Genomic DNA, 23,158 nt, shown 5'->3' with positions numbered 1-23,158 from the left:
TTGGCATGAAGCGTATATATTCTTTTAAAGTTAGTCTTCAACACAAACAAAAAAAGTATTATACGCTTTCTGCTAACCGCTCTATTCAACGAAAAATTGAGTATCCATTTAAAGTTTCATTAGTTGAAATTATCGATGCAGTTATTTTACCTTATGAGACAAATCAATCTACTGCTGTAACTCTTCCAGCAGTAGACGTAACACTGTATCATTTAACGGAAGAAATAATTATAGAAGGCTACTGGATAGAAGACTCCGCTTTGCATGGTGTGAAAAACATATCTTCAGAGCATGTCCGGTCGTTAGGTAGCACTTTGGCAAAGAGTCTATCTGTTGTTATGAAGGAGCATGATATACACAAAAATGACTCTGTAAATGATGTGAAATTACTTGGTAAAGATCATTCTGTTTTCAGAGAAAACTCTATTCATACTGTCGAACCTCTTGAAGATGAAGTATTCAATCGTATGGGTGCATATAATGGCCATATAATAAAAGATGATCCGTTCGCTTCAAAAATTGAAGCTAGGCCAACAGATATGTTAGAAGTTAGCTCTTTCGATCGTATTCGACCTATTTATTATGCAGAAAATGTCCAGGAAGATACGAATGTGGGAAATTACTTTATATATCATTCATCAGCCTTTAGTGAGTCCACATTAAACAAAGAAAGTGTGATTGAGTCAGAAGAAAAAAACATAACTTTGATGTGGTTTACCGATAAATTTTTAGTGACAGATTTAATCGAAGAAGATGCTCTTAGCTTATACGCAACAGAAGTGGATGAAATGAATCTGGATGCTTCAAACTCAGTGGTCACATTGACTACTCAAGGTATTCAATGTATTGAACACAGTAATACATCAAGAGAAATAAACGTGCTCGACTTACTGAGCAGCGAATTAAACGATTCTATCGATATTGTTATTAGTGATCTAAAAAGAGAAAATTCTTCTAACTCGAAAATAATTACTTTTGGGGTAAAAAAAATAAAGGGTGATGAATCGAATCTTATTGTTCCGGAAGTTAATATAAGTCAAATGGATGCTGATGAAATCACTTCACAAAGAGCTCTTATTGATGCGAGCTTGCTGCAAAACGATATAGCGGCAACGAATTCATTGGTTGATGTTGTGGATCAGGGACCTGATATGATGTTGGCATTAAACATAGGAATGGTTTCTATGCTTACCAATACAGATCCTACGCTAAATGAAACAGAAAACGAGACAATTATAACGTTTTCAGATGAATCGATAACGGAAACGTTCGAAAATGCAGCGACAATCAACATCAATGAAAGTCAAAACGACTTTATTAATGAAACTGTCATGAATAAACAGGATATCTTTAGCGACACAGCAACTTCCTTTGATGCGGATGTATTGATGAATGAAACTTTTACTGAAAACAAAAAAGAAATTAAAGCAGGCTTAAATGAGTTGGATGGAAATCAGCAATATGCCATTGCTGCCGATGAAGTGAAATTTGATGCGTCACAACCTGAATTATTTCGATATGAAACTAGTATCGTGCAAGAATTTGATTTAGATGGCTCCGATAAAGTAGTTTCAATAGATAACATTGTGGACGATTCACTTGTAGATGTTGAAAAATCCTTAGATACAGAATCATTCCACTTTAACCAATTGCTGTCTATCAATGAAATCAATGTAGAGCAAATCAGAATTGATGAAATCGAGTCTGGATCATTTACAATAGCTGATCTCATAAACCCTAATCAATTATCATCTGATAGCTTGATAGTGGCCGAAAACATAGAAACAGAAAGTACCTTTGTTTATAAGGTTATTGATGTGGCTATACAACATTCAGACTTGATGTATAACGAAACTGAATTCAGCACAACTATTACATTACTGGATGATTTTGAAGTGAGTACGGTTGTCTCTATTTCGGTTGAAGAGACAGATAACCTTTCAACCAATCCTATATTTGAGACAACCGTTATTACAGATCACGCCATGAGCGTAGAATCTCTTTTTGAAACAGAAGCGATTAAGCTGACCGAAACGGAATGGCTTAGCGATATACCTACAGATTTAATAGATTTGGATAACAGCAATGAAATTGAAGACATAAAGAGCAAAAAGAAGGTCTGGCTTATTCCAGCTCGAGCAAATTGGTATTCAAAATGGTTTAACAAGAAAACCCGATAGGAGGGGAAATATGCGTGTATATAGGTATTCGAGCGGGCTCATATTCGATGAACAATTTTATTCGCTTGGTCCTGAATGGAATAGCACTGATCCAGCTAACACAACAATAGAAAATGGTTCTCTAAAGCTAACACATTCTTTTTTACGGGATGTGTCTATTTTACGTGACATACCAGATGAGGCAGGAGCCTTTGAAGCAGTAGTTAACTATACACCTACAGTCATTAATGATCATGCAGGTTTATTACTATTTAATTCTTCAATCGAAACAGCGGAATTGTTAGAAAGTGAAGATGCTAACTTAGCAAATCTTGAAAATATTAAAATCATAAAAAATGAAAATGCTTTTGACTTATACATGAAGCGTAATGAATCTTTTGAGTTTATTGATGCTGCTTCATATCCTTTTTCAAAAATTGGTTTTATTGTAAAACAGGGTAATGGTAGCGGCTTTGTTCCCTTATTAGTGGATCGCTTTATTGCAACCAAAAACGATAAGTTGAAGATCAGAAACTTATATACCGGTTATAGAGTTGAATTGCAGTTGGAGTCGAATATTTTCGTAGCAACAGTGGGAAACGCAGGAATTGTTGAATTTACACTCCCTCATTTAATAACCGGCGGTATACTTCGTATATTCGATGAATTTAATCATTTAATTGGTGAAAAGACCACAGAGTTTGTTGGTGGTGACATCTATTATTATGGCTCTTTTCTTGAATTAAGGAAGGACGGTGTGCCTCTTTCTGAAGTTGATCCGAATGATATCGGAAACATAGGTAGTGGAATATTAGAAGAAAAGCTTGAACTATATAATCCTACTTCTTTTGTAGTGACAAATGTACAAATTCAGGTGAAACAATACCTAAGTGAATTTGGTTATGAATGGGCGGATATAGCGGCAGATGAATCCGGAGTTTCTGGTATTTACAGCGACATATTATCAATACAGGAGTTGCAGGGGCAAACATCGGTACCATTTTGGGTAAAGATTGAACAGGGTGGACAAACAGATCAACAAGAAATATTTTTTTCTATTGAAATCGAGCATGATTAGGCGGTGGAAAGATGACTAAAGCCAATCTTTATCTGAACTTACCAGGTATCAACCAAGTTGAATTTGTTGATAGTCGCTATTTGTTGCCACCAATAGGACAAATCAATGTACTGTATGTCGTAGAAAATGATGAACTAAATGGTCGGAAGCCTACAATCTATTATTTTAATGGGGCAGAATATGTGATGATTGGCAGTGGATCTGGCAGCGGTGGAATGCAAGATTATCAGCAAGTAACAAAGCTTGGTGTTATTGCATCACCAACTACCCCAAGAACCTACGACATCGTGATCACTTACACTACCAACTTTTTACGTGCCCCCGTCGAGGTACTAAGGCTAACTGCTGGCGCGCAAGATGTTGTTAAAACAGAGGTTGGCTTTGACAATTCAGATGGTAGCGACTTTGAGTCAAGTGACTATATATTGTTTGATGGAGCCTTGAAATTAAAGACCGATTATTCTTCTGGTGTGGTAAAGGATGAAACTTGGGTGGAAGAAGGAACTTTACTAAGAAAAACGATTGATACAATTTCTTTTAAGTGCATCGAGAAAGTAGGGGTGTAAAAAATGGCTTATGAGTTAAAAATCACAGAAGGAACTGCACTATTATCAGAGAATAATTTAGTTGCAACAAAACAAGCAAGAGCAATGATTACGACCAATAACCCTTTCTTAAAGGAAAAATTTTATTTTGAAATTACATTTGATACTGGCGGATATAAATCCATAGGTTTTGATGTTTTATATCCAATGTATTCAGGTAGTAGAGATGTAGGAACTTTTGGATTTGAAGTAGACCATTCTATAAAAGCTATCAAAGCTTATAAGAATGGTGTTCTAAATAAGGAATCTACTTATACGCAAGACACAATTCCGCAAATAAAAATATATATGAATGAGGATTCTAAAACAACTTTCAATTTTGGAATCACTCTCTTTAAGTATGCTTCTCCGCAAGGGTTCCCAAGTGTAGAGTCTATGGATAGATATCTTTTCCAAGATGGCAATGAGATTAAAAAGTATAATAAATCTATAGCTCCTAGTTTTAAAAATATAACTCCTATAATGACTGGTCCCGATACACCTATTCCATATGTCGTAAGTGCAAATGCTTATTATGGAAATAATGCCCCTTGGAAAGTTTTTGATGATGATACACTGCCAGGATCATGGTGGCTAGCTAATACTACTAGACCGCCAGAAGGACATTGGTTGAAAATAGACTTAGGTATTCCTAAAAAAATAGGAAAAATAGAATTATCTACAATCAATATAGGAAGCGGTTCTGTTAATGGATTCAGTATTAAAGATTGGATCTTATATGGTTCAAATGATGACGTTACTTATGAAGAACTTACTAGAAATAGTCATCCAGATAATATCAATGTGATTCCTTATTCTTTTGATAATTCATCATCTTATCGTTATTATCGAATAAATTTTTTAAATGGTTACAACATGGTTATTTATCCAAATGCAGCTTGTGTAAAGATAATGAAAATCTATGAAATATTGCAAGAAGGGCAAAAAGCAGGATGGACAGTTGCGGGAACTTCTCCTGTCACAAAAAGCATGTTTGATTTTTATGGTATGACAGATTTATCTATCATTACTAATGAATCCTTGCGGCAGTTAGCATCAGAAAACCCAGAGTTATTGTGTTGGATCGACGAAGAAAGTGCACAAAGAAACTTAAATGTGACTGCTATTCCTCAAGACCAGCTCGTTTTGCCAACAAAAGATATCGATATTCGTTCAGTCGAAAACATCGATTCATTTACACTAAATGCGACACAAGCAGGACAGGGAGCCGTAAAAACAGCCGTGTCGTTTGATAGCGGCACAACCTGGTACACTCGATTAGATGGTGCGTGGGTTCAACTTGATCTAGTTAATATGAAAACAGAAGGAATGGCGCCAGCGACCCTAAACGCTCTTACATCCGCTGACTGGGTAGATTTACGTGGCGCAAGCAATACTGTTAGATTCGCCTATCATCTTTCCATGGAGGAGGTGACGGACATTGTAGCAGTGAATGATCTAATTAGTCAAATGGATATGAAGGGCACATGGAAGAAGGCGGTACATGGCACAGACTATGATTATGAGTACCCGAATAATGACCAGTTGACGGTGACTATTTACCAAAGCGGAGATTACAAGATAAATTACTAAAACGCTGCTGAATAGTAGGCGTTATTTTTTATGCATAGACGGGCTGCGGCTCGTCTTTTTATTATGATTAAGGAGTGAGTAGGTGCAACATAATACAGATACTTTATATAACACAGTAACAGGCGGCGCTTTTATGAGTGCTGCTTATTTATTTGGAGGTATAGATCAGCTTGTTATAGCTTTGATCGTCCTCATGTCTGCTGATTACATTAGTGGGCTGACAGCAGCTTTTTTCTTTAAGAAGAATGTAGAGTCAAAAAAAGCATTTAAGGGATTGATGAAAAAGGCTGCGATGTTACTTGCGGTCATTGTCGCTAACCAGTTAGACATTGTAGCTGGAAGCGGTGGGCATTTTATGCGGAATGCGATGATTCTTTTCTTAATTGGTATGGAAGGAATCAGCTTTATTGAAAACCTTGGCCATATGGGTGTAAAGGTACCAACGCAAATCAGCAATGCTTTTGCTCAGCTAAAAGAAGATCATAATGAAGAAAAAAATAACGATAAGGATGTGGTTTAAATGCCTACAGTAGTAATAGATTTCGGACATGGATACCCACCAGACGTGGGAGCGGTTGGACAAGGGTTACAAGAGTATAAAATGGCTCGCCAGATCGGGGAGGAAGTTATCAAGCGACTACCATCTAATATTAAAGTTATCCTCACACGTAAGGGAGACAGTGGTCTACGTACTAAGAAGTCAGAAGATCTTAATGCCCGCTGCGCTGTAGCAAACAATGCAGGAGCGGATCTATTTGTATCGATTCATCTTAATGCGTTCGATACAACCAAGCGTGGTTATGAGACATGCGTGTATAAAGAGGATGTGAAGAACAAAGCAGTCCATGTAGCAGTAAGCAAAATTATTAAGAAGTATGGCCTTACAGATCGAGGGATTAAGATTCGCCCAGACATTAGAGTGCTAAAGGGCACTAAAATGTCGGCGTGTCTCCTGGAGTGCTTATTTATCGATAATAAACAGGACATGGACATGTTAAAGAACAAAGCATTCTTTGCTGACTTCTGTCAAGCGATAGCGGATGGAATATGCAATGCTCTGGGTATGCCGAATAAGCCACCTGTTAAGCCAGCAAACAATCCTAAAAAAGAGGAGGAAAATAAAGTGGAATATAAAAAAGACGCAGCTGCATCACCACGTTTTCGGGAAGCACAGAAATGGGTGAAGGAGAACGGTATTTCAGACGGCACATACCCACAACGCCCTGTAACACGAGAAGAAGTCTGGGAAATGATGTACCGAGCAAGCAAAGTTAATAAGTAACAGTAGATCCCCTGTCCTTAATAGGATGGGGGCTTATTTTTGTTTTTTTAATTTTTTACATATTATTTACCATTAATAAGGATTAAATTTACAAATAGATGTGATAATAGTTGGGAATGGGAGGGGATAGCGTGTTTATCATTGAGCTGTGGGATTATGACAATCAAGAGATGTTTGACGTTTATTACGATTTAACATTAAAAGAAGCTTTAGAGATTATTGATAAATTGAAGACAACTATGCCTTACTATGATCGCATGCTGCGAAGAATGATGAAGCAGAAGTACATAAGCCATAATAGACTTATCAGAAAGATTGGAAGTCAGAGATACAAAGGTTATCAGTTATTCCTACAAGCATATCCAGCTTAAATAGCAGAGCCCTTCTCTATTAAAGAGAAGGGCTTGTATTTATTTAAAAAGATACTTTAACAGTTGTATCCTCTCCAATAGATCTTGCATCTTTGGAAGGACTACCAAATACAAAGTTTAATTCTGTTATTTTGGATAAATCTTCATCTTTAAGGTTATATGCCGTTGTAAACTGTTGTTTTACATTACCTATGTGTTCTGAATCACCTTCATTTAATCCTGATTGAGCTTCATATTGTCCTTTTGTATTGGTTGTCACTTTCGCAGAAAACGGATCAAATGTTACTGTATCTTCAGACGTATTTTCGCTTTCTACAAGTGTTATAGCGACATTTAATTTCTTCTCATCAAACAAAGAAGCGCCACTTTCATTAGGAACAAATGTTGCTAACAATACTTTATTAAGATTAAATTTAATAGGCCCACTTTCATGACTAGAATTAGTTTCAGCAACTTTTTCTATTGTATATGTACCCCATTCGTTAGTTACTTTATCACCAGCCTGTGCTGTGCTTAAAGTAACTTCTTCTTTAACTTCTTCGTTTTGATTTTTATTTGTTTCTTCTGGTTTTGATGTTGAAGCATCTTCTGAACCACATCCTGCTAAAAATAATGCTCCTAACAACACAAAAATTAGTTTCTTCATTATCCTACTCCTTTAACTTTATTATTCTACTTAATATTACCAACGGTGTAGTTAAAGTGGAAGGATAGATTTGTTGTATATGTTTTTAAAGGCGAGATAAGAAGAGCCCTTCTTTTTAACAAAGAGGGGCTTTTACTGTTTAACTAGTTTCTTCCTATAAAAAAGTGTCTAGGTTTGAAGATTTTATGTAAGCAATTATGATACTACTTACTTGGGGTCCAGTTGGGTACCGATTGGGTACCAATTGGGGACCAAATTGATCAAAAACCCTAATTTTCCATCATAATTAATCATAATCAAAACGTTAAAAACCTTGACATAATCGCATTCCGAGAGTAATAATAAGAACAAAACTAAATCATTTCATCTTCGGGGCAGGGTGCGATTCCCGACCGGCGGTATAGAAGTATAGCTTCTGAGCCCGCGAGCCGAAAGGCAGATTTGGTGAGAATCCAAAGCCGACAGTATAGTCTGGATGGGAGAAGGTGAAGGTCTGCCAGCGTTCAAAAAGTGCAGTTTTGAACGTCTATTTAAGTATGACTTCAAACTCCCTCAAGCCTTTTTGCTTGAGGGATTATTTAGTTGGCAGCCTTTCTTCTTGTGTAGGATGGATGAGAAGAAGGAGAGATTTTTGTGAGAAACAAGAAGATTCGAGTGTTAACGTCTGTGGGGTTATTAAGTACATTATCGTATTTATTAATGTTACTTAACTTTCCAGTCCCGCCATTTCCCAATTTTCTAATGGTGGACTTTAGCGAGATTCCTGCACTGATTGCCGCTATTGTCTTTGGTCCGATTGCTGGGATTACGGTTGAATTAATCAAAAATGTGTTGAATTTTTTTGTAGCAGGCAGTCCAACAGGTGTTCCTGTAGGTCATTTGGCTAATTTTACGGCAGGGGTCACGTTTATCCTTCCAGTGTATTATGTGTATAAGAAATTTGAATCTAAAAAAGGAATGACCGCAGGCCTTATTGTTGGAACGACGGTGATGGCGATCACGATGAGTGTGTTAAATTATTATGTCATTTTACCGGCCTATACGCTCTTTTTAAATGCACCAGCTATGAGCGCACCTGAAACAAAGAAATTGGTGGTTACCGCTATTTTACCTTTTAATTTCATTAAAGGAATCGTGATGGGTGTTGTCTTTTTATTAATTTATTCTCGAATTCAAGTGTGGATGAGAAAACAAACAATAGCACAAAACGCTTAATAATAAAGTGATGGGATCTCTGCTAAACGAATAGTAGAGATCTTTTTTTGTTTGCTTTTAACATGACCAAAATAAAAGAAACCCGTCTTTTGGCGGGTTTCTGACTGTTTATTCGTATTTTAAGGCGTCGCCATCAAATGGAGCGTCAGCCACTTTAATGGAATCTGTTGGGCAGCCTTCAAATGCATCTTGCATATCTTCTTCAAGCACTTCTGGAACAACTGCTGTTCCTTCGTTATCGTCTAAAATAACGAACGCAATTCCTTCATCATCATAATCGTAAATATCTGGTGCAGCTGCTCCGCAAGCGCCGCATGCAATGCAAGTGTCTTTATCAACAATTGTGTATTTTGGCATTGTGAAACCTCCTTAGTGTATATCAAATCCTCAATGGATTAAGCCAATCTTAAATCCTTAGAAAACTTCTATATTTTATTGTATATGTGATGTATTTACTTTTCAATAAAAACTTCTGTTTGACAAAATGATAGGGCTTTCATAAATTATCAACACTCTTTCGAGAACATCTGACGCATTTCGTGGTAAAATGGACAAAAGTCAAAAAGGAGACGAGAAAGTTGTTCATCCAGGCGGTTATGCTATTGATGCTTAAGCAATTAAACGGCGAGAGAACAGCCTCGTCCATTTATCATTTGTTAAAAGGGAAAAAGTCTTCTCAAACGATACAAGATGCTCGTTTGTTTCAATTAGACCCATGGTTTCAAACAGCACCATTTCTTGAAAGAAACATGTATGACGAATGGATCCAACAATTGCTGAAACAAGGCTATATTAAAGGTGACCCAAATAGTCTGTTAGTGACGGAAGCGGGAGAGCAATGGCTTGCTCACTTTAGTGACACTTTAGTCATTCTTCAGTATTTACATGGCTTTAAATTGCAAGATTGTTCTTTGCTGTTTTGGAAAAGGCTGACGTTACTTGTTCAAGTCACTTCTCATCTTGTACACCAACAAAAAGAATATCACCCGATCACAAGGGATGAACAAATTCATGTTTGGATTAAAACTTTTCTATCCCAGCAAAGGTTGTCGAAAGAGGAGTTAGCTGTAACTTTATATGATGAACTGATACGCAGTTTAAAAAGTCAAAACTTTGAAGATCCGCTTGTTCTCGTTCTTCGCTTGTCAGGCAAAAGTAAAACAGGAAAAACGGCTACACAAGCGGCTGAACTTGTTAATATGGAAGAAACGGAATATTGGTATCGGTTTTTAAATTTGCTTCATTTTTTAATAGAGCACATTTATCAGCATGCCTCACAATTTCCGTTGTTATACGAAGCTCTTAAGGATATATATGAATCGGTAAACCTTACTCAATCAACGAAAAAGACGGCTGAATTATTGAAGAAAGGTTACTCGCTCACAGAAATTGCTCAACAGCGAAGGTTGAAAATGAGTACAGTAGAAGACCATATCGTTGAATTAGCTTTAAATATGTCCAATTTCGCTCTGGAATCATATGTGAGCGATCAACAGGCCGAGCAAATTTTGTCTGTGTCTTTGAAACAGAATCATAAAAAATTAAAGCCGATTAAAGATCAAATTTCAGAGGTCACTTATTTTCAAATTCGACTAGTTTTAGCTAGGCATAGCAGGTGAAGGTATGGCAAATATAAAGAATATTCTATTCGAACAATTTGGTTACTCTCATTTTCGAATGGGACAAAGAGAGGTTATTGACTCCTTGCTGACAGGGCAGCATACGCTAGCGATGTTGCCGACGGGGACAGGGAAATCACTATGCTATCAGCTTCCTGCCTATGTGTTATCAGGTAGTGTCATTATCGTTTCTCCCCTTTTATCGTTAATGCAAGACCAAGTAGAGCAATTAAAGATGCGTGGAGAAAAGAATGTGATTGCGATTAACTCTTTCTTAACTTTTACTGAAAAAAACGATGTGTTTAGCCGCTTACACCACTATCGATTTATTTTCTTGTCTCCTGAAATGCTGATGAACCAGGCTGTCATTCAAGCATTACAGAAGATACGCATTGCTTTGTTTGTTGTCGATGAGGCTCATTGTATTTCTCAATGGGGGCATGATTTTCGACCAGATTATCGCTTGCTCGGTCAAGTAAGAGAAAAGCTTGGTCACCCGCTCACCCTAGCTTTGACGGCTACTGCTACTGCAGAAGTAAGAAAAGATATCCTTCATTATTTGCATATTGAAGAGGTGAAGGAGTGGGTTTTTTCCGTCGATCGTCCTAATATTGCCATGGTGGTCGAGCCATGCTCCTCTAGAATGGAAAAGCTTGAGCGGATGTGTGAGCTAGTTTCAGAATTAGAAAAGCCTGGAATTGTTTATTTTTCAAGTCGACGTGGAGCAGAAGAGGGAGCGGATTGGTTAAAGCGAAGTGGCATTCAGCGAACGGCTTTTTATCACGGGGGGATGGTGCAGGAAGATCGAATTTTAATTCAGCAACAATTTCTTCACGATGAATTAGAGGTGATTTGTGCCACCAGTGCATTTGGTATGGGAGTCAATAAGGGAAATATTCGATTTGTCATCCATCATCAGCCACCTGCACAGCTTGAGTCTTATTTGCAGGAAATCGGCCGTGCTGGAAGGGACGGAAACCGTTCACTTGCTGTGTTGCTTTATACGCCGGGTGATGAAGAATTTCACGCCATGATCATGGAAGCTGAATTTCCGACCGACTGGCAAATAACGAATTACTTTCTTTATCAGCCTCATCATCCGCGGGAAGAAATCGTCAAGATGCTTGGGTTAAGTGATGTCCAATATCGTTTTATTCATCACTACGCCACGGAAGTTGAGGGAAGTCACCAAGACGAGAAGGTACGTTTTATTATTGAACACCGGGAAAGAAGGTTGAAGCAAAAAAAGCAAAAGATTGATTCGATGCTTCAGTGGGTAGGGTCCGAGCGATGCCGTCGAGAGGGAGTGTTAAAGTTTTTTGGAGAAAGAGCTTATCAATTACCCGATCCATGTTGTGACATTTGCGGAGTCCATTCGAGCGATTTCTATGGACTGAAAAATAGTGCCCAAAAGGAAGAAAGCAACGATTGGGAAGCTTTGCTAGCATCACTATTAAATATTAAAGGATGATCAGGTTTTCGAATGAAAAAAAATAAACAGTCAGAACTCATCAAACAAATCACTGATGAGGAACTTTTAAAATCATTATATATGACACAAATCGCTTTATTGCTTCTTTCAGTGATCGTCGGGATCTTTTTATTTCCAGATTTCTCGACGTTTTACAACCTATTTCAATGGTCATTATTCGAAATCGTGATCATAGGTGCAGGAGCGGGAATCGCTGTCGTCGTACTTGACCTTTGCTTAATGAAGTGGCTGCCTGATCAATATTATGATGATGGTGGGATTAATGAGCGGTTATTTGCTCAGCGATCCATTGGGCAAATTTTTTTGATTGCTGCGTTAGTGGCCATTTCTGAAGAAATATTTTTTCGAGGGATGTTACAAACATCTTTAGGGCTAGTCGTCACTAGCCTCATCTTTGCTTTGATTCATATTAGATATTTATCGCAATGGTATTTAACCTTGAATGTGGTCCTTTTAAGTTTTGCGATCGGCTGGCTGTTTGAATGGACCAATAATTTAGCTGCTACGATCATGATGCACTTTGTGATTGATTTTCTCCTTGGTTTAGCTATTCGCAGACAAGCGAGAGAAAAGGCAAGTAGTGTTAGAGAGGAAGAGAATAAATGACAGTAGATCCTTATCGTGAATTAGCCAAAAAAAATCGCCAAGAAATACAAAAAGTTCATGTGGAGAAGCTGGAAGCTAATGAAACAGAAGACCATTCGCGTATAAAAAAGCGAGAAGAACAAGAAGAGCAACATCGTCGCAATCCATTGTTAACCATACTTTTATGCTCATTTATTTTGATTCCCATCTTAACTGGTTTATGGTACTCATATGAACAAAGCAAAAAAGAACCGTCTAACTCAGAAGTAATTGAAAAAGCGTAGAGTCTAGAGAATGTCACAGATACGATGGATAAATAAAAAAGGGCGGGGAAAAGTAGTTCCCGCCCTCTTTCTATGCTAACGGTTAAAAGATTTTTTTGCGGTCGCGCTCCTCTTTTAAAATTTCTACCGCTTCCCGGAATCGTTGAGAGTGAATGATTTCTCTTTCTCTTAAGAAGCGAAGGCTGTCATTTAAATCGGGGTCATCACTGACATCAATGATCCATTGATACGTGGCCCGCGCTTTTTCTTCGGCAGCAATATCTTCATACAAGTCAGCAATTGGATCTCCTTTTGCCTGGATATAGGTGGCGGTGAAGGGCTGACCGCCAGCATTTTCATAAAATAAGGCGCGATCATGATTGACATAACGAGCACCTAGTCCAGCCGCTTTCATTTGATCAGGGGTCGCATCTTTTGTGAGCTTATACACCATCGTTGCAATCATTTCTAAATGCGCCAATTCCTCCGTGGCAATATCGGTTAGTAACCCAACGACAGAACCTGGAATGGTATAGCGTTGGTTCATGTAGCGTAAAGCAGCAGCAAGTTCTCCATCTGCTCCCCCGTACTGTTCAATTAAATATTTAGCTAAAGTAGGATTACATGTACTTACTTTCACTGGATATTGCAGCTTTTTTTCGTAGACCCACATATTGTTCTCCTTTCTTGATTATCCCGCGCTAACAGGCTTGCAGGATACAGGTTACAAAGGCGTGGCGACTTTAGCCTTTGTTCTGCTTCCAATCAGTGAGGGATGAAGAAGACTCTCGCTGATTGAAGTTTCACCTTATACTTGCCAAGGCCATGGTTCTTCTTTATAGTCGAAAGGGTGGCGGGAATAGCTGTAACCAAAGCTAGTCAGGGCTCCGTATTTCTTTTCAAATGCTTTTTTTAATGATTTGCTCGATTGCACCATTTGATTGTATTGCTGTACAGCTTGCAGATCGTCGGGGTGAGTATGCAAATAAAGAGCTAATTCTATGACCACAAAGTCGGCAGCTTGAATTTGTTCGAGTTCGTGATAATAATCTTGGGAAAGCGACTTCATTTTTTAGCTCCCTCCTTTTGCTCTTTAAACGGAAAATAAGGATCGTAGAAAGCTTTCCATAACGTTCCTTTTTGTAAGGCTGTTAGAGGGGGGAATTGCTCTAGGCCTGGCGGTTGAAACCCCATAAATAATTGAGGCCCAGTTGAATATCTTTTTATTTTAATGGGTGGACAAGGGTCCATCGGGCTTATGAAAGGTCGATAGGTTCGATACCATTGATTTTTGTCCATGCCGTGCCTCCTTGTGTTGTCTATTCTTCAATCTATTGTATGGGTGAGTGGAGTAAGATATTATTGATTTTTAAGAGGCTTTTTAATGAAGTGAGTCATTAGTTAAATTTGTATTAGAGGATGTAGCGTATATGATATGGTTGATACTAGTATTGATTTTATTTGGGGCTGCTTTGCTGCTATATATGTGGAAAGAGGCTCATGGAAATAAAGTAAAGGAAGAAACAATTTCATTGAACAGCTATCCAGGGAAAGGACCTTTCACTTTCTTTTTTATTTCTGATATTCATAGAAGAAAGATTCATCCATCCGTTATTCAAGCGATTCAAGGAAGAGCTGAGTTCGTTGTGATCGGTGGAGATTTGGCAGAAAAGGGGGTAAGTTTTGAACAAATCGCTTCTAATTTGCAATTATTGAGGGAGGTTGCTCCTGTTTTTTTTGTATGGGGCAACAATGATTATGAACTACCTAAACAATCGTTTGAACAATTATTGAAAGCTCATGATGTAACGGTTTTATGCAATGAATCCTTTTGTTTTCAAACAGCGGATGGGACGGATATTTATCTACTAGGTGTAGATGATTTAAGCAAAGGCTATAGCGATAAAAAAAATGCATTTAAACGTGTACCCAATGACGTCTTTAAGATTTTTCTTAGTCATAATCCTTTGTTTAGTAAACGAATGATCGAAAAAGATCAAGTAGGTCTTTTTTTGAGCGGCCATACACACGGAGGACAGATCAGGCTTTTTGGAATGGGATTATATAAAAAAGGTGGTTGGGAATGGAGAGGGAAGATGGCGATGCTTGTTAGTAATGGCTATGGAACGAGTGGTTTTCCTCTTCGACTTAGCGCGAAAGCAGAGACGCACTTGATCACCATTATTTCTGATGAATGATCATGGAAAAGTTGGTTGAATCAACGAGTACAATAATGCTTTTATAACTCACCATCTGCGCTTCCTATCATAATATGTGTTAAAGAGGTCCTTTAAGCAGGGGGCAGCAGATGATGAGGATAGAAAGATTATCAGACAATCAAGTTAAGCTTTCCGTTACTTACGATGAGTTAAGAAAAAAAGGTTGCTTAAAGAAACATATTTTGGAAGATTCTTTTGTCTGGCATGAGATTTTTGACGAAATGTTAGATGCTATTGAAGAACAATTAAACATTGACACAGAAGGAATGATCGCTATTGAAGTCCATTCGATGGCAGGGGATGAGCTAGTGCTTATTTTAACGATTGAGCATTTAGATTTTTTCAATAAGTTGGATGATGTATCAGGCGGAAAAAATGATGAATATGGCTTTGAACAAACGATTAAGTTTACAGATATTGAGGATCTTATTGGTCTAGTTCACGATGAGAAAAGAATTCGTTCCATACCAAGCTCATTGTTTTATTTTAAGGGAGCGTACTATGTAAGCTTCTCGTTTGATTTCGATAGTCAGTTTGATGCATTTGAAGCGATACTAATGGAGTATGGACTGTATTCAAGTTTACCGGAAGAAATGCTAAAGGAATATGCATTGACGATCATTCCTTCTGAAGCTATGCGAAAGCTGTATCAGTATTTCATTAAACAAGTGTAAAGTTGAAATCATTGAAATTAGATGTTTTTTCTCCTATCATTTATATTGATAGGATATTTTTTATGAAAAAAAACGATGCTAGAAAGCAAAGGTAGATGTTTGAAACAAGGAGAGAGTAAGATGCAAAAGGAAGAGTGTATTGTTGTGGGTGGAGGACCTTGTGGGCTTTCTGTGGCTATTGCGTTAATGGAGATTGGAAAAAGCCCGCTTGTGATTGAAAAAGGAAATATCGTTCATTCGATTTATAATTATCCGACGCACCAAACTTTTTTTAGTTCAAGTGAAAAGCTGGCGATTGGTGATGTGCCATTTATTATTGAAGGGCGGAAGCCGAAGCGGAATCAGGCTCTAACTTACTATCGTGAAGTGGTCAAATTAAAAGACATTCGTATTAATCGTTATGAAATGGTACACAAAGTGGAAAAGCAGGAGAATGGCTTGTTTCATGTTCATACATCTAAAGGTCAATACGAAACACCTTATGTCGTGATTGCGACAGGTTATTACGATCAGCCAAATAACATGAACATAAAAGGAGAGCAGCTTGCTAAGGTATTCCATTATTTTAAAGAAGCTCATCCTTATTTCGATATGGATGTCGTCGTCATTGGCGGCAAGAATTCCTCTGTAGATGCTGCGTTAGAGCTGCATAAGGCAGGGGCGAGAGTGACGGTTCTTTACCGTGGAAGTGAATACTCTGCAAGCATTAAACCGTGGATTCTTCCTGAATTTGAGGCGTTAGTAAAAAATGATGAGATCAAGATGGAATTCCACGCGGTTGTGGATGAAATTACGGAAGAAGAAGTCGTTTATCGACAAAATGCTGAGACAAAACGAGTGAAAAATGACTTTGTTTTTGCGATGACTGGATATCATCCAGATCACGAATTTTTAAAGACAATGGGTGTGGAGATCGATCGTGAAAGTGGCCGCCCTAATTATGATGGAGAGACGATGGAAACGAACGTGCAAGGAATTTTTATTGCAGGCGTGATTGCAGCTGGAAATAATGCGAATGAAATTTTTATTGAAAATGGTCGTTTTCATGGAGGAGACATCGCCAAGGCGATTGCTACTCGTGAAGAGATAGGATCCAAATGATAGTTAGAAAAGCGGAGCGATCGAACATCGCTCCGCTTTCTTTTTAATGGGCTTGAAATAAGCACCTGTAGTTGTTCAATCAAATATTTTTTCAAGTGAAAGCAGATCGTGTTTGGTGGCCAAGGCGACTAATAGTTTAATTCGCGCTTTTTGGCCATTTAAACCGTTAGAGAAAATAACCCCAAGCTCTTTTAATTGCTTTCCTCCGCCATCATAGCCATAAGTATCTTGAACGATACCGTTAAAGCATCGTGAAACGAGTACAATTGGAATTTGCTGCTTAATCAGCTCTTTCACCCCTGCGACAGCAGCAGGAGGAAGGTTCCCTTGGCCGAGTGCCTCAATGACTACCCCATCATAGTTTAATTCCTTTAAAGTGAATAAAAGTGAAGCATCCATTCCCGCGTAAGCTTTAATAAGGGCGACTCGTTGATCGATCGTAGTGACAGCGATTTGTTGTCGCTCTGTTGGTGCATGATGAAATACTATTTTTCGCTTAGTGACAATGCCGATCGGTCCATACTGAGGGCTTTGAAAGGTAGAGATGTTACTAGTATGCGTTTTTGTCACATTTTCTGCAGAGTGGATTTCATCATTCAGAACGACTAATACCCCTTTTCCTTTAGCTGAATCAGAAGCGGCTACTCGTACGGCACTTAATAAATTATACAGTCCATCTGCTCCAATTTCATTGCTTGACCGCATCGCGCCTGTCACTACGACGGGTACATCAATCGTCAACGTTAAATCAAGGAAATACGCCGTTTCTTCAAGGGTATCGGTTCCGTGAGTAATCACGACTCCATCAAAAGGTTCTTTTTGAAAATGCTCTTCAATTAATTGTTTCAGATGCAACATTTCCCTTGGTGTGATATGAGGAGAGGGCAGATGGAAAGGCTCTACTGTAGTGATGTGAGCTGTTTCATTTAACAAATTCGTTGATGTGAGTAGCGGGTTTTGTTCCCCGGGTGTGACAGCACCAGATGTTTTGTCTTCCATCATCGAAATGGTTCCACCTGTATGTATAACGAAAATATGTTTTTTAGACAAAAGAAAAACCTCCCAATACTTTTGCAAATTTTGTATTCTCAATCTCTTTTATTAATGATACGATGAAGAAAACAGAAAGAAAAGAGGACAGATGGATGCTGGCAATCTTTTCGGCAGGTATTGCACCAGGGCTTGCGCTATTATGTTATTTTTATCTTCGAGATAAATATGAAACAGAGCCCGTCACTTCCGTAGCTAAAGCCTTTATTTACGGAGCGTTATTGACATTTCCAACGATGTTCATTCAATACGTTTTAGCAGAGGAAGGAATTACATTTTCGAGCATGATTGAGGCGCTTTTCACGGTTGGCTTCCTTGAAGAATTTGTTAAGTGGTTTATTTTATTTTATTTAATCTATCAACATGTCGATTTTGACGAGCCGTATGATGGTATTGTATATGCGACGAGTGTTTCTCTTGGCTTTGCTACGATTGAAAATATTCTTTATTTATTCGCTCACGGTGTGGAACACGCTTTTTTAAGGGCGCTTCTACCTGTATCAAGTCATGCTTTGTTTGGGGTAGTGATGGGTTTCTATTTAGGGAAGGCGAAGTTTAACCGCGATGGAAGAGAGAAAACATACTTGCTCCTAGCCTTTCTAGTTCCGTTTTTGCTCCACGGATTTTTTGATTATATTTTATATTTAGAAACCATTTGGATCTATTACATTGTTCCTTTTATGTTTTTTTTATGGTGGTTTGCTTTAAGAAAAGTAAAGCAAGCACATATTTTAACAGAACAACATCATCGCGGGTTATTTCGGGAAAGAAGCTCTTAATAAAAAAGGGCTTCTTTTTTTATTGGCTTTACTGAATAAAAAAAAGTCGACAGCGAAAACTACGAATACACATCATACTTCATGTGGAGGGTAAAAAAATGAGAATTGGTGCAAGAGTCAAAAAAATAGTAGTTGCTTTTGCTATACTGCTTAGCCTGGTGATCGGTCAGCTATCCATTTCACCGCTACATACATCCGCCTTTTCAGGACAAGTCATTCAAAAAGGTGCATCTGGAGACGATGTCATAGAGTTGCAGTCCAGACTTCAATACGTGGGCTATTATAAGGGCAAAATCGATGGTGTCTATGGATGGGGAACGTATTGGGCAGTGAGAAACTTTCAAGAGGCATTTGGATTACCCGTTGATGGTTTTGTAGGTGGAACGACGAAAAATAAACTTGTCAAAGCATCTAAATATGATGAGAGTTATGTAAAAAATCAGATTAGAAATGGGAAATCTGCTACTACTTATGGAAAAAAATCAAAATCCTCTAATCAAAAAGCAACAGCAACGAGTGTACCAGGTGGTTTTTCGCAAAATGATATTCGTTTAATGGCCAATGCGGTTCACGGAGAAGCACGTGGAGAGCCATATGAAGGGCAAGTGGCGGTAGCTGCCGTTATTTTAAATCGAGTGGCTAGTCAAAGTTTTCCTAACACAGTATCAGGGGTTATTTTTGAGCCAAGAGCTTTTACAGCGGTCGCAGATGGACAAATTTGGCTGACGCCAAATGAAACATCTAAGCGGGCGGTAATTGATGCGATTAATGGGTGGGATCCCACTGGCGATGCTTTATATTATTTTAATCCAGACACAGCAACGAGTGGTTGGATTTGGTCACGCCCACAAATTAAACAAATCGGTAAACATATTTTCTGTAAATAAAGGAGGGAAGTAGTTATGTTGCGAGTACTAGCGATTGTTTTTCTATCATTAGTAGCGGTCGGGACAGGTCTTTGGGGCTATCAAGAGCATCGTGAGAAAAATGCTGTATTAATTAATGCAGAAAACAGTTATCAGCGAGCGTTCCATGACTTAACTTACGGAGTCGACAAAATTCATGACCAAATTGGAGCGACGCTAGCGATGAATACGCGACACTCCTTATCACCTGCTTTAGCGGATGTGTGGCGATTAACTTCAGAAGCACATAGTAATGTCGGACAATTGCCACTTACGTTATTGCCTTTTAATAAAACAGAAGAGTTTCTAGGCAATATCGGTAACTTCAGTTATAAAGCAGCAGTAAGAGATTTAGAGAAGGAGCCATTAACGGATCAAGAATACAATCATTTAAAGAATTTATATAAGCAGTCAGCAGATATTCAAAATGAGTTAAGAAAAGTACAAAATATGGCGCTAGAAAACAATTTGCGTTGGATGGATGTGGAGCTTGCGCTTGCGACCGAAAAAGAAGGAGGAGATAACACGATTATTGATGGCTTTAAAACGGTAGAGAAAAAAGCAGAAGGCTTTAGCGAAGCCAATGTCAGTAGCCTACCTGGTCAAGCGGATCAGCTGAACAATAACCGCTTAAAAGACCTGAAGGAAGCACCGATTTCTAAGGAGGAAGCGGTTAAAAAAGCAAAAGAATTTACGAAAATTGATAATGCGGAACAAGTAAAAGTAACGAAAAGTGGAAAAGGCTCTGATTTCGCTTTCTATAGTGTCAATATGAAAGGTGGAAATGGGGAGGAGGCAAGTATTGATTTAACGAGAGAAGGGGGGCACCCGATTTGGTTTATCATCAACAGAGAGATTAAGCAGCCAACGATTGGTTTAAATGAAGCAAACAACAAAGCTGTTGCTTTTTTAAAGAATCATCAATTCACAGATCTAGAACTTGATGACAGTACACAATATGATCATATAGGAGTATTTACTTTCGTTGGAAAGCAAGATGGCGTGAGAATTTATCCGGATGCTGTTAAAGTGAAGGTAGCACTAGATAACGGACAAATTATCGGAGTCACAGCTAATGAATATTTAGAAAACCATCACGAAAGAAAAATAGCTAAACCAGCTATATCGGAACAAAAAGCCCAAAGCTTGATTAATCCAAAAGTGAAAGTGGAAGAAAAACGGTTAGCTATTATTCAAAATGAATTAAATCAAGAAGTTCTTTGTTACGAATTTTTTGGCACGCTTGGAGAAGACACGTACAGAGTTTTAATTAATGCGAAAGATGGGCAAGAAGAACAGGTTGAAAAATTACGTAACGCGGAACCTGTCTATGATAACGTATTGTAAATGATGTTATAAAAAGATTCTTACATTGCATTTTCAGAAATCACCATCTATAATTTGGATTATACCCATTATAGTAAAAATGGACTATGGGCAGTCAGAAATTAGGGTGAGGGGTTTGAATGCTTAAAGTAGGAATGGATTTAATGCTTGAGCCATTAGATGGATCAGATGAAGAAGAAAAAGAAGTGTATCGTTGCAAGGTAGCAGATGTGAAAGATGGTCAAGTGTTTATTAATTATCCCGTGAATATAAAGTCAAATCGTACTGTATTATTAATGGACGATACAGAGTTGATGTCGGAATTTATTGACCCGACAGCGTCCTCTGCTGTCTATCTATTTAGTACAAAGGTCATCGGTCGAGTGAAGCAGTCGGTTCCGCTGTTAATTTTACAAGATCCTGGTGTAGACCAATATAAGCGGATTCAGCGTCGTAAATATGTACGTGTATCTACGGCTGTAGATGTTGCTCTTCATTTAGAAGGTCAACCACCTTTTGTTGTGGCAACGATTGATTTGAGCGCTGGTGGATTTTCCATCCCTGTTCCTATTGGAATGAGTGTCAAGGAAGGTGACCAAGGAAAAGTATTTCTTTCGATCCCATTTCAATCAGGAGATTATCATTATTTTGATGTAACAGGTCAAGTGGTAAGGGTACATGAGGAAGACAAAAGCAATCGAACCATCGCCTCTTTTCAAATACATGATGTTTCTCGAGTAGAACAGCAATTATTGATGCGTTTTTGCTTTGAACGTCAAATTATTCTGAAAAGAAAAGGACTCGTGTAAAGGCTCGCCTTTAACGAGTTTTTTTTTGAAGAATATCTTTTCATCGTATGATAAAATAAAAAGATAAATTAATTAGAAGGTGAAATAATGACGAAACGAATTCAAATTGCCATCGATGGACCAGCTGCTGCCGGAAAAAGCACAGTGGCTAAAATAATTGCTGAGAAATTATCATATATTTATATCGATACTGGTGCGATGTATAGAGCACTTACTTATAAAGCTTTACAACAACAGGTCGCCCCCGAAAACGAACACGATTTACTACAGTTGCTTCATCAGTTAGAGATCGTTTTAAAGCCTGGAGAGAGCGGCCAACAAGTGTTTGTTGACGAACACGATGTGACAAATGATATTAGAACAAACGAAGTAACGAATACGGTTTCTTTCGTTGCTAAACATCCGTTAGTGCGAGAAGAAATGGTGAAACGTCAGCAAGCGTTTGCTAAAGATGGTGGAGTTGTCATGGATGGACGCGATATCGGCACCCATGTGTTGCCGAATGCGGAAGTTAAAATTTTTCTAAAGGCAAGTACGGAAGAACGAGCAAAAAGAAGATATAATGAGAATATTTCGAAAGGAATTCCTTCAGATTTAGAGAAATTAAAAGAAGAGATTGCTCTTCGTGATCAAATTGATTCAGAAAGAGCGGCTGCTCCATTAAAGAAAGCTGATGATGCGACTGAGCTGGATACGACATCTTTGACGATTGACGATGTTGTAGAAAAAATTATGGCGGTAGTAAAAGAGGAGAAGGGAAAATGACAACCTTTTATTCGATTGCTAAGACGGTCGTGAAAACGATCTTGATGCCGCTGTATCGAATCGAAGTTCGTGGGAGAGAACATTTCCCAAAGGACGGTGGCGTGCTTCTTTGTTCGAATCATATTGATAATTTAGACCCTCCTGTCGTTGGAATTACAGCTCCAAGGCCGGTGTCATTTATGGCTAAGGAAGAGTTATTTAACGTTCCAATCCTCGGAAAAGTGATCTCTAATTTACAGGCGTTTCCGGTGAAAAGGGGGATGAGTGACAGAGAAGCTTTACGAAAGGGATTAAATTTTTTGAAAGAGGGAAAAGTATTGGGGCTCTTTCCTGAAGGTACGCGATCAAAAACAGGAGAGGTTGGTAAAGGGTTAGCTGGCGCTGGTTTCTTTGCTCTTCGTACAGATGCGTATGTTGTTCCATGTGCCATTGTAGGTCCGTATAAACCTTTTCGTAAGCTGAAAGTCGTCTATGGTCCACCGATTGATATGTCAGAACTTCGTAGTAAAAAAGCGGGTGTGGAAGAAGTAACCGAAATCATTATGAGTCACATCCGTCACCTGCATGACAGTCATAAATAAAAGCTTCTTGCTTGACAAATGGCTGCAATTGTTAGAAGTTAATAGAAAGAATATTTATTTAA

27 protein-coding genes and 1 riboswitch are annotated in these 23,158 nt (G+C 38.3%); of the genes, 21 read left to right on the top strand and 6 right to left on the bottom strand.

All coding sequences use genetic code 11. From position 1 onward, the window contains the following. Positions 1 to 5: 5 nt before the first annotated feature. From WDJ61_RS11310 to WDJ61_RS11280, 7 genes are all read left to right on the top strand, one after another. Entirely contained in the window at positions 6 to 2,180 is a 2,175-nt protein-coding gene (locus WDJ61_RS11310) for a hypothetical protein (protein ID WP_338749766.1), read from the top strand. Positions 2,181 to 2,190: 10 nt separating this feature from the next. Further along, positions 2,191 to 3,237: a hypothetical protein gene (locus tag WDJ61_RS11305; protein ID WP_338749764.1), complete on the top strand. Its 1,047-nt coding sequence runs from the start codon at positions 2,191 to 2,193 to the stop codon at positions 3,235 to 3,237. An 11-nt stretch (positions 3,238 to 3,248) separates the two neighbouring features. Beyond that, the gene (locus WDJ61_RS11300; RefSeq protein WP_338749762.1) at positions 3,249 to 3,803 is read left to right on the top strand and encodes a hypothetical protein; all 555 of its coding nucleotides are present in this window, start codon (positions 3,249 to 3,251) and stop codon (positions 3,801 to 3,803) included. Positions 3,804 to 3,806: 3 nt separating this feature from the next. After that, positions 3,807 to 5,414, top strand: coding sequence for a discoidin domain-containing protein (locus tag WDJ61_RS11295; RefSeq protein WP_338749760.1), 1,608 nt, complete (start codon positions 3,807 to 3,809; stop codon positions 5,412 to 5,414). 82 nt (positions 5,415 to 5,496) lie between these two features. After that, complete coding sequence (locus tag WDJ61_RS11290; RefSeq protein ID WP_338749758.1) at positions 5,497 to 5,934, top strand: phage holin family protein; 438 nt, start codon at positions 5,497 to 5,499, stop codon at positions 5,932 to 5,934. Beyond that, positions 5,935 to 6,696, top strand: coding sequence for an N-acetylmuramoyl-L-alanine amidase (locus tag WDJ61_RS11285; RefSeq protein ID WP_338749756.1), 762 nt, complete (start codon positions 5,935 to 5,937; stop codon positions 6,694 to 6,696). A 131-nt stretch (positions 6,697 to 6,827) separates the two neighbouring features. Beyond that, positions 6,828 to 7,067 (top strand): hypothetical protein, encoded by a 240-nt coding sequence (locus WDJ61_RS11280; RefSeq protein ID WP_338749754.1) that lies wholly within the window; start codon positions 6,828 to 6,830, stop codon positions 7,065 to 7,067. 43 nt (positions 7,068 to 7,110) lie between these two features. Here WDJ61_RS11280 and WDJ61_RS11275 read toward each other — a convergent pair whose 3' ends face one another. Beyond that, on the bottom strand, positions 7,111 to 7,713 hold the full coding sequence (locus WDJ61_RS11275; protein WP_338749752.1) for a membrane lipoprotein lipid attachment site-containing protein: 603 nt from the start codon (positions 7,711 to 7,713) through the stop codon (positions 7,111 to 7,113). A gap of 361 nt (positions 7,714 to 8,074) precedes the next feature. After that, positions 8,075 to 8,204: riboswitch (FMN riboswitch) on the top strand. Between the two features lie 142 nt (positions 8,205 to 8,346). Here WDJ61_RS11275 and WDJ61_RS11270 point away from each other — a divergent pair. Continuing rightward, positions 8,347 to 8,928, top strand: a complete 582-nt coding sequence (locus WDJ61_RS11270) for an ECF transporter S component (RefSeq protein WP_338749750.1) — start codon at positions 8,347 to 8,349, stop codon at positions 8,926 to 8,928. 108 nt (positions 8,929 to 9,036) lie between these two features. Here the strand turns inward: WDJ61_RS11270 and WDJ61_RS11265 are convergent, their stop codons facing one another. Beyond that, positions 9,037 to 9,285 (bottom strand): ferredoxin, encoded by a 249-nt coding sequence (locus tag WDJ61_RS11265; RefSeq protein WP_338749748.1) that lies wholly within the window; start codon positions 9,283 to 9,285, stop codon positions 9,037 to 9,039. A 221-nt stretch (positions 9,286 to 9,506) separates the two neighbouring features. Between WDJ61_RS11265 and WDJ61_RS11260 the strand changes: the two genes are divergently transcribed. From WDJ61_RS11260 to WDJ61_RS11245, 4 genes are read left to right on the top strand one after another with little or no spacing between them, the layout of a single operon-like run. After that, complete coding sequence (locus tag WDJ61_RS11260; RefSeq protein WP_338749746.1) at positions 9,507 to 10,547, top strand: helix-turn-helix domain-containing protein; 1,041 nt, start codon at positions 9,507 to 9,509, stop codon at positions 10,545 to 10,547. 4 nt (positions 10,548 to 10,551) lie between these two features. Further along, positions 10,552 to 12,018 (top strand): ATP-dependent DNA helicase RecQ, encoded by a 1,467-nt coding sequence (locus WDJ61_RS11255; protein WP_338749744.1) that lies wholly within the window; start codon positions 10,552 to 10,554, stop codon positions 12,016 to 12,018. Between the two features lie 12 nt (positions 12,019 to 12,030). Further along, on the top strand, positions 12,031 to 12,645 hold the full coding sequence (locus tag WDJ61_RS11250) for a type II CAAX endopeptidase family protein (RefSeq protein ID WP_338749742.1): 615 nt from the start codon (positions 12,031 to 12,033) through the stop codon (positions 12,643 to 12,645). Next, on the top strand, positions 12,642 to 12,908 hold the full coding sequence (locus tag WDJ61_RS11245) for a hypothetical protein (RefSeq protein ID WP_338749740.1): 267 nt from the start codon (positions 12,642 to 12,644) through the stop codon (positions 12,906 to 12,908). Before WDJ61_RS11250 ends, WDJ61_RS11245 begins: the two co-directional genes overlap by 4 nt. An 82-nt stretch (positions 12,909 to 12,990) precedes the next feature. Here WDJ61_RS11245 and WDJ61_RS11240 read toward each other — a convergent pair whose 3' ends face one another. From WDJ61_RS11240 to WDJ61_RS11230, 3 genes are all read right to left on the bottom strand, one after another. After that, positions 12,991 to 13,560, bottom strand: coding sequence for a manganese catalase family protein (locus WDJ61_RS11240; RefSeq protein ID WP_338749738.1), 570 nt, complete (start codon positions 13,558 to 13,560; stop codon positions 12,991 to 12,993). A 135-nt stretch (positions 13,561 to 13,695) separates the two neighbouring features. Further along, positions 13,696 to 13,956: a spore coat protein CotJB gene (locus tag WDJ61_RS11235; RefSeq protein ID WP_338749735.1), complete on the bottom strand. Its 261-nt coding sequence runs from the start codon at positions 13,954 to 13,956 to the stop codon at positions 13,696 to 13,698. Further along, positions 13,953 to 14,186, bottom strand: a complete 234-nt coding sequence (locus WDJ61_RS11230; RefSeq protein WP_338749733.1) for a spore coat associated protein CotJA — start codon at positions 14,184 to 14,186, stop codon at positions 13,953 to 13,955. Before WDJ61_RS11230 ends, WDJ61_RS11235 begins: the two co-directional genes overlap by 4 nt. A 131-nt stretch (positions 14,187 to 14,317) precedes the next feature. Here WDJ61_RS11230 and WDJ61_RS11225 point away from each other — a divergent pair, with 131 nt between their 5' ends. From WDJ61_RS11225 to WDJ61_RS11215, 3 genes are all read left to right on the top strand, one after another. Continuing rightward, the gene (locus tag WDJ61_RS11225) at positions 14,318 to 15,085 is read left to right on the top strand and encodes a metallophosphoesterase (protein WP_338749731.1); all 768 of its coding nucleotides are present in this window, start codon (positions 14,318 to 14,320) and stop codon (positions 15,083 to 15,085) included. Between the two features lie 110 nt (positions 15,086 to 15,195). Further along, the gene (locus WDJ61_RS11220) at positions 15,196 to 15,780 is read left to right on the top strand and encodes an adaptor protein MecA (RefSeq protein ID WP_338749729.1); all 585 of its coding nucleotides are present in this window, start codon (positions 15,196 to 15,198) and stop codon (positions 15,778 to 15,780) included. Positions 15,781 to 15,900: 120 nt separating this feature from the next. After that, a complete protein-coding gene (locus tag WDJ61_RS11215; protein ID WP_338749727.1) occupies positions 15,901 to 16,881 on the top strand; it encodes a YpdA family putative bacillithiol disulfide reductase in 981 nt (326 codons plus the stop codon). Positions 16,882 to 16,956: 75 nt separating this feature from the next. Here the strand turns inward: WDJ61_RS11215 and WDJ61_RS11210 are convergent, their stop codons facing one another. Beyond that, a complete protein-coding gene (locus tag WDJ61_RS11210) occupies positions 16,957 to 17,931 on the bottom strand; it encodes an asparaginase (protein WP_338749725.1) in 975 nt (324 codons plus the stop codon). 95 nt (positions 17,932 to 18,026) lie between these two features. Here WDJ61_RS11210 and prsW point away from each other — a divergent pair, with 95 nt between their 5' ends. The 6 genes from prsW (at position 18,027) to WDJ61_RS11180 (ending at position 23,096) form a co-directional block, all read left to right on the top strand. Continuing rightward, the gene (gene prsW, locus WDJ61_RS11205) at positions 18,027 to 18,710 is read left to right on the top strand and encodes a glutamic-type intramembrane protease PrsW (RefSeq protein ID WP_338749723.1); all 684 of its coding nucleotides are present in this window, start codon (positions 18,027 to 18,029) and stop codon (positions 18,708 to 18,710) included. A 98-nt stretch (positions 18,711 to 18,808) separates the two neighbouring features. Beyond that, positions 18,809 to 19,597, top strand: coding sequence for a spore cortex-lytic enzyme (gene sleB / locus WDJ61_RS11200; protein ID WP_338749721.1), 789 nt, complete (start codon positions 18,809 to 18,811; stop codon positions 19,595 to 19,597). 15 nt (positions 19,598 to 19,612) lie between these two features. Continuing rightward, positions 19,613 to 20,962, top strand: coding sequence for a germination protein YpeB (gene ypeB / locus WDJ61_RS11195; RefSeq protein ID WP_338749719.1), 1,350 nt, complete (start codon positions 19,613 to 19,615; stop codon positions 20,960 to 20,962). Positions 20,963 to 21,081: 119 nt separating this feature from the next. Continuing rightward, on the top strand, positions 21,082 to 21,750 hold the full coding sequence (locus WDJ61_RS11190; protein WP_338749717.1) for a flagellar brake protein: 669 nt from the start codon (positions 21,082 to 21,084) through the stop codon (positions 21,748 to 21,750). A gap of 87 nt (positions 21,751 to 21,837) precedes the next feature. Next, positions 21,838 to 22,515: a (d)CMP kinase gene (gene cmk, locus WDJ61_RS11185; protein ID WP_338749715.1), complete on the top strand. Its 678-nt coding sequence runs from the start codon at positions 21,838 to 21,840 to the stop codon at positions 22,513 to 22,515. Continuing rightward, entirely contained in the window at positions 22,512 to 23,096 is a 585-nt protein-coding gene (locus WDJ61_RS11180; RefSeq protein ID WP_338749713.1) for a lysophospholipid acyltransferase family protein, read from the top strand. Before cmk ends, WDJ61_RS11180 begins: the two co-directional genes overlap by 4 nt. Positions 23,097 to 23,158 lie beyond the last annotated feature (62 nt).

Source organism: Bacillus sp. FJAT-52991, from assembly GCF_037201805.1.
GTDB classification, from domain to species: domain Bacteria; phylum Bacillota; class Bacilli; order Bacillales; family Domibacillaceae; genus Bacillus_CE; species Bacillus_CE kandeliae.
This window is presented reverse-complemented; position numbering and strand designations above follow the sequence as displayed.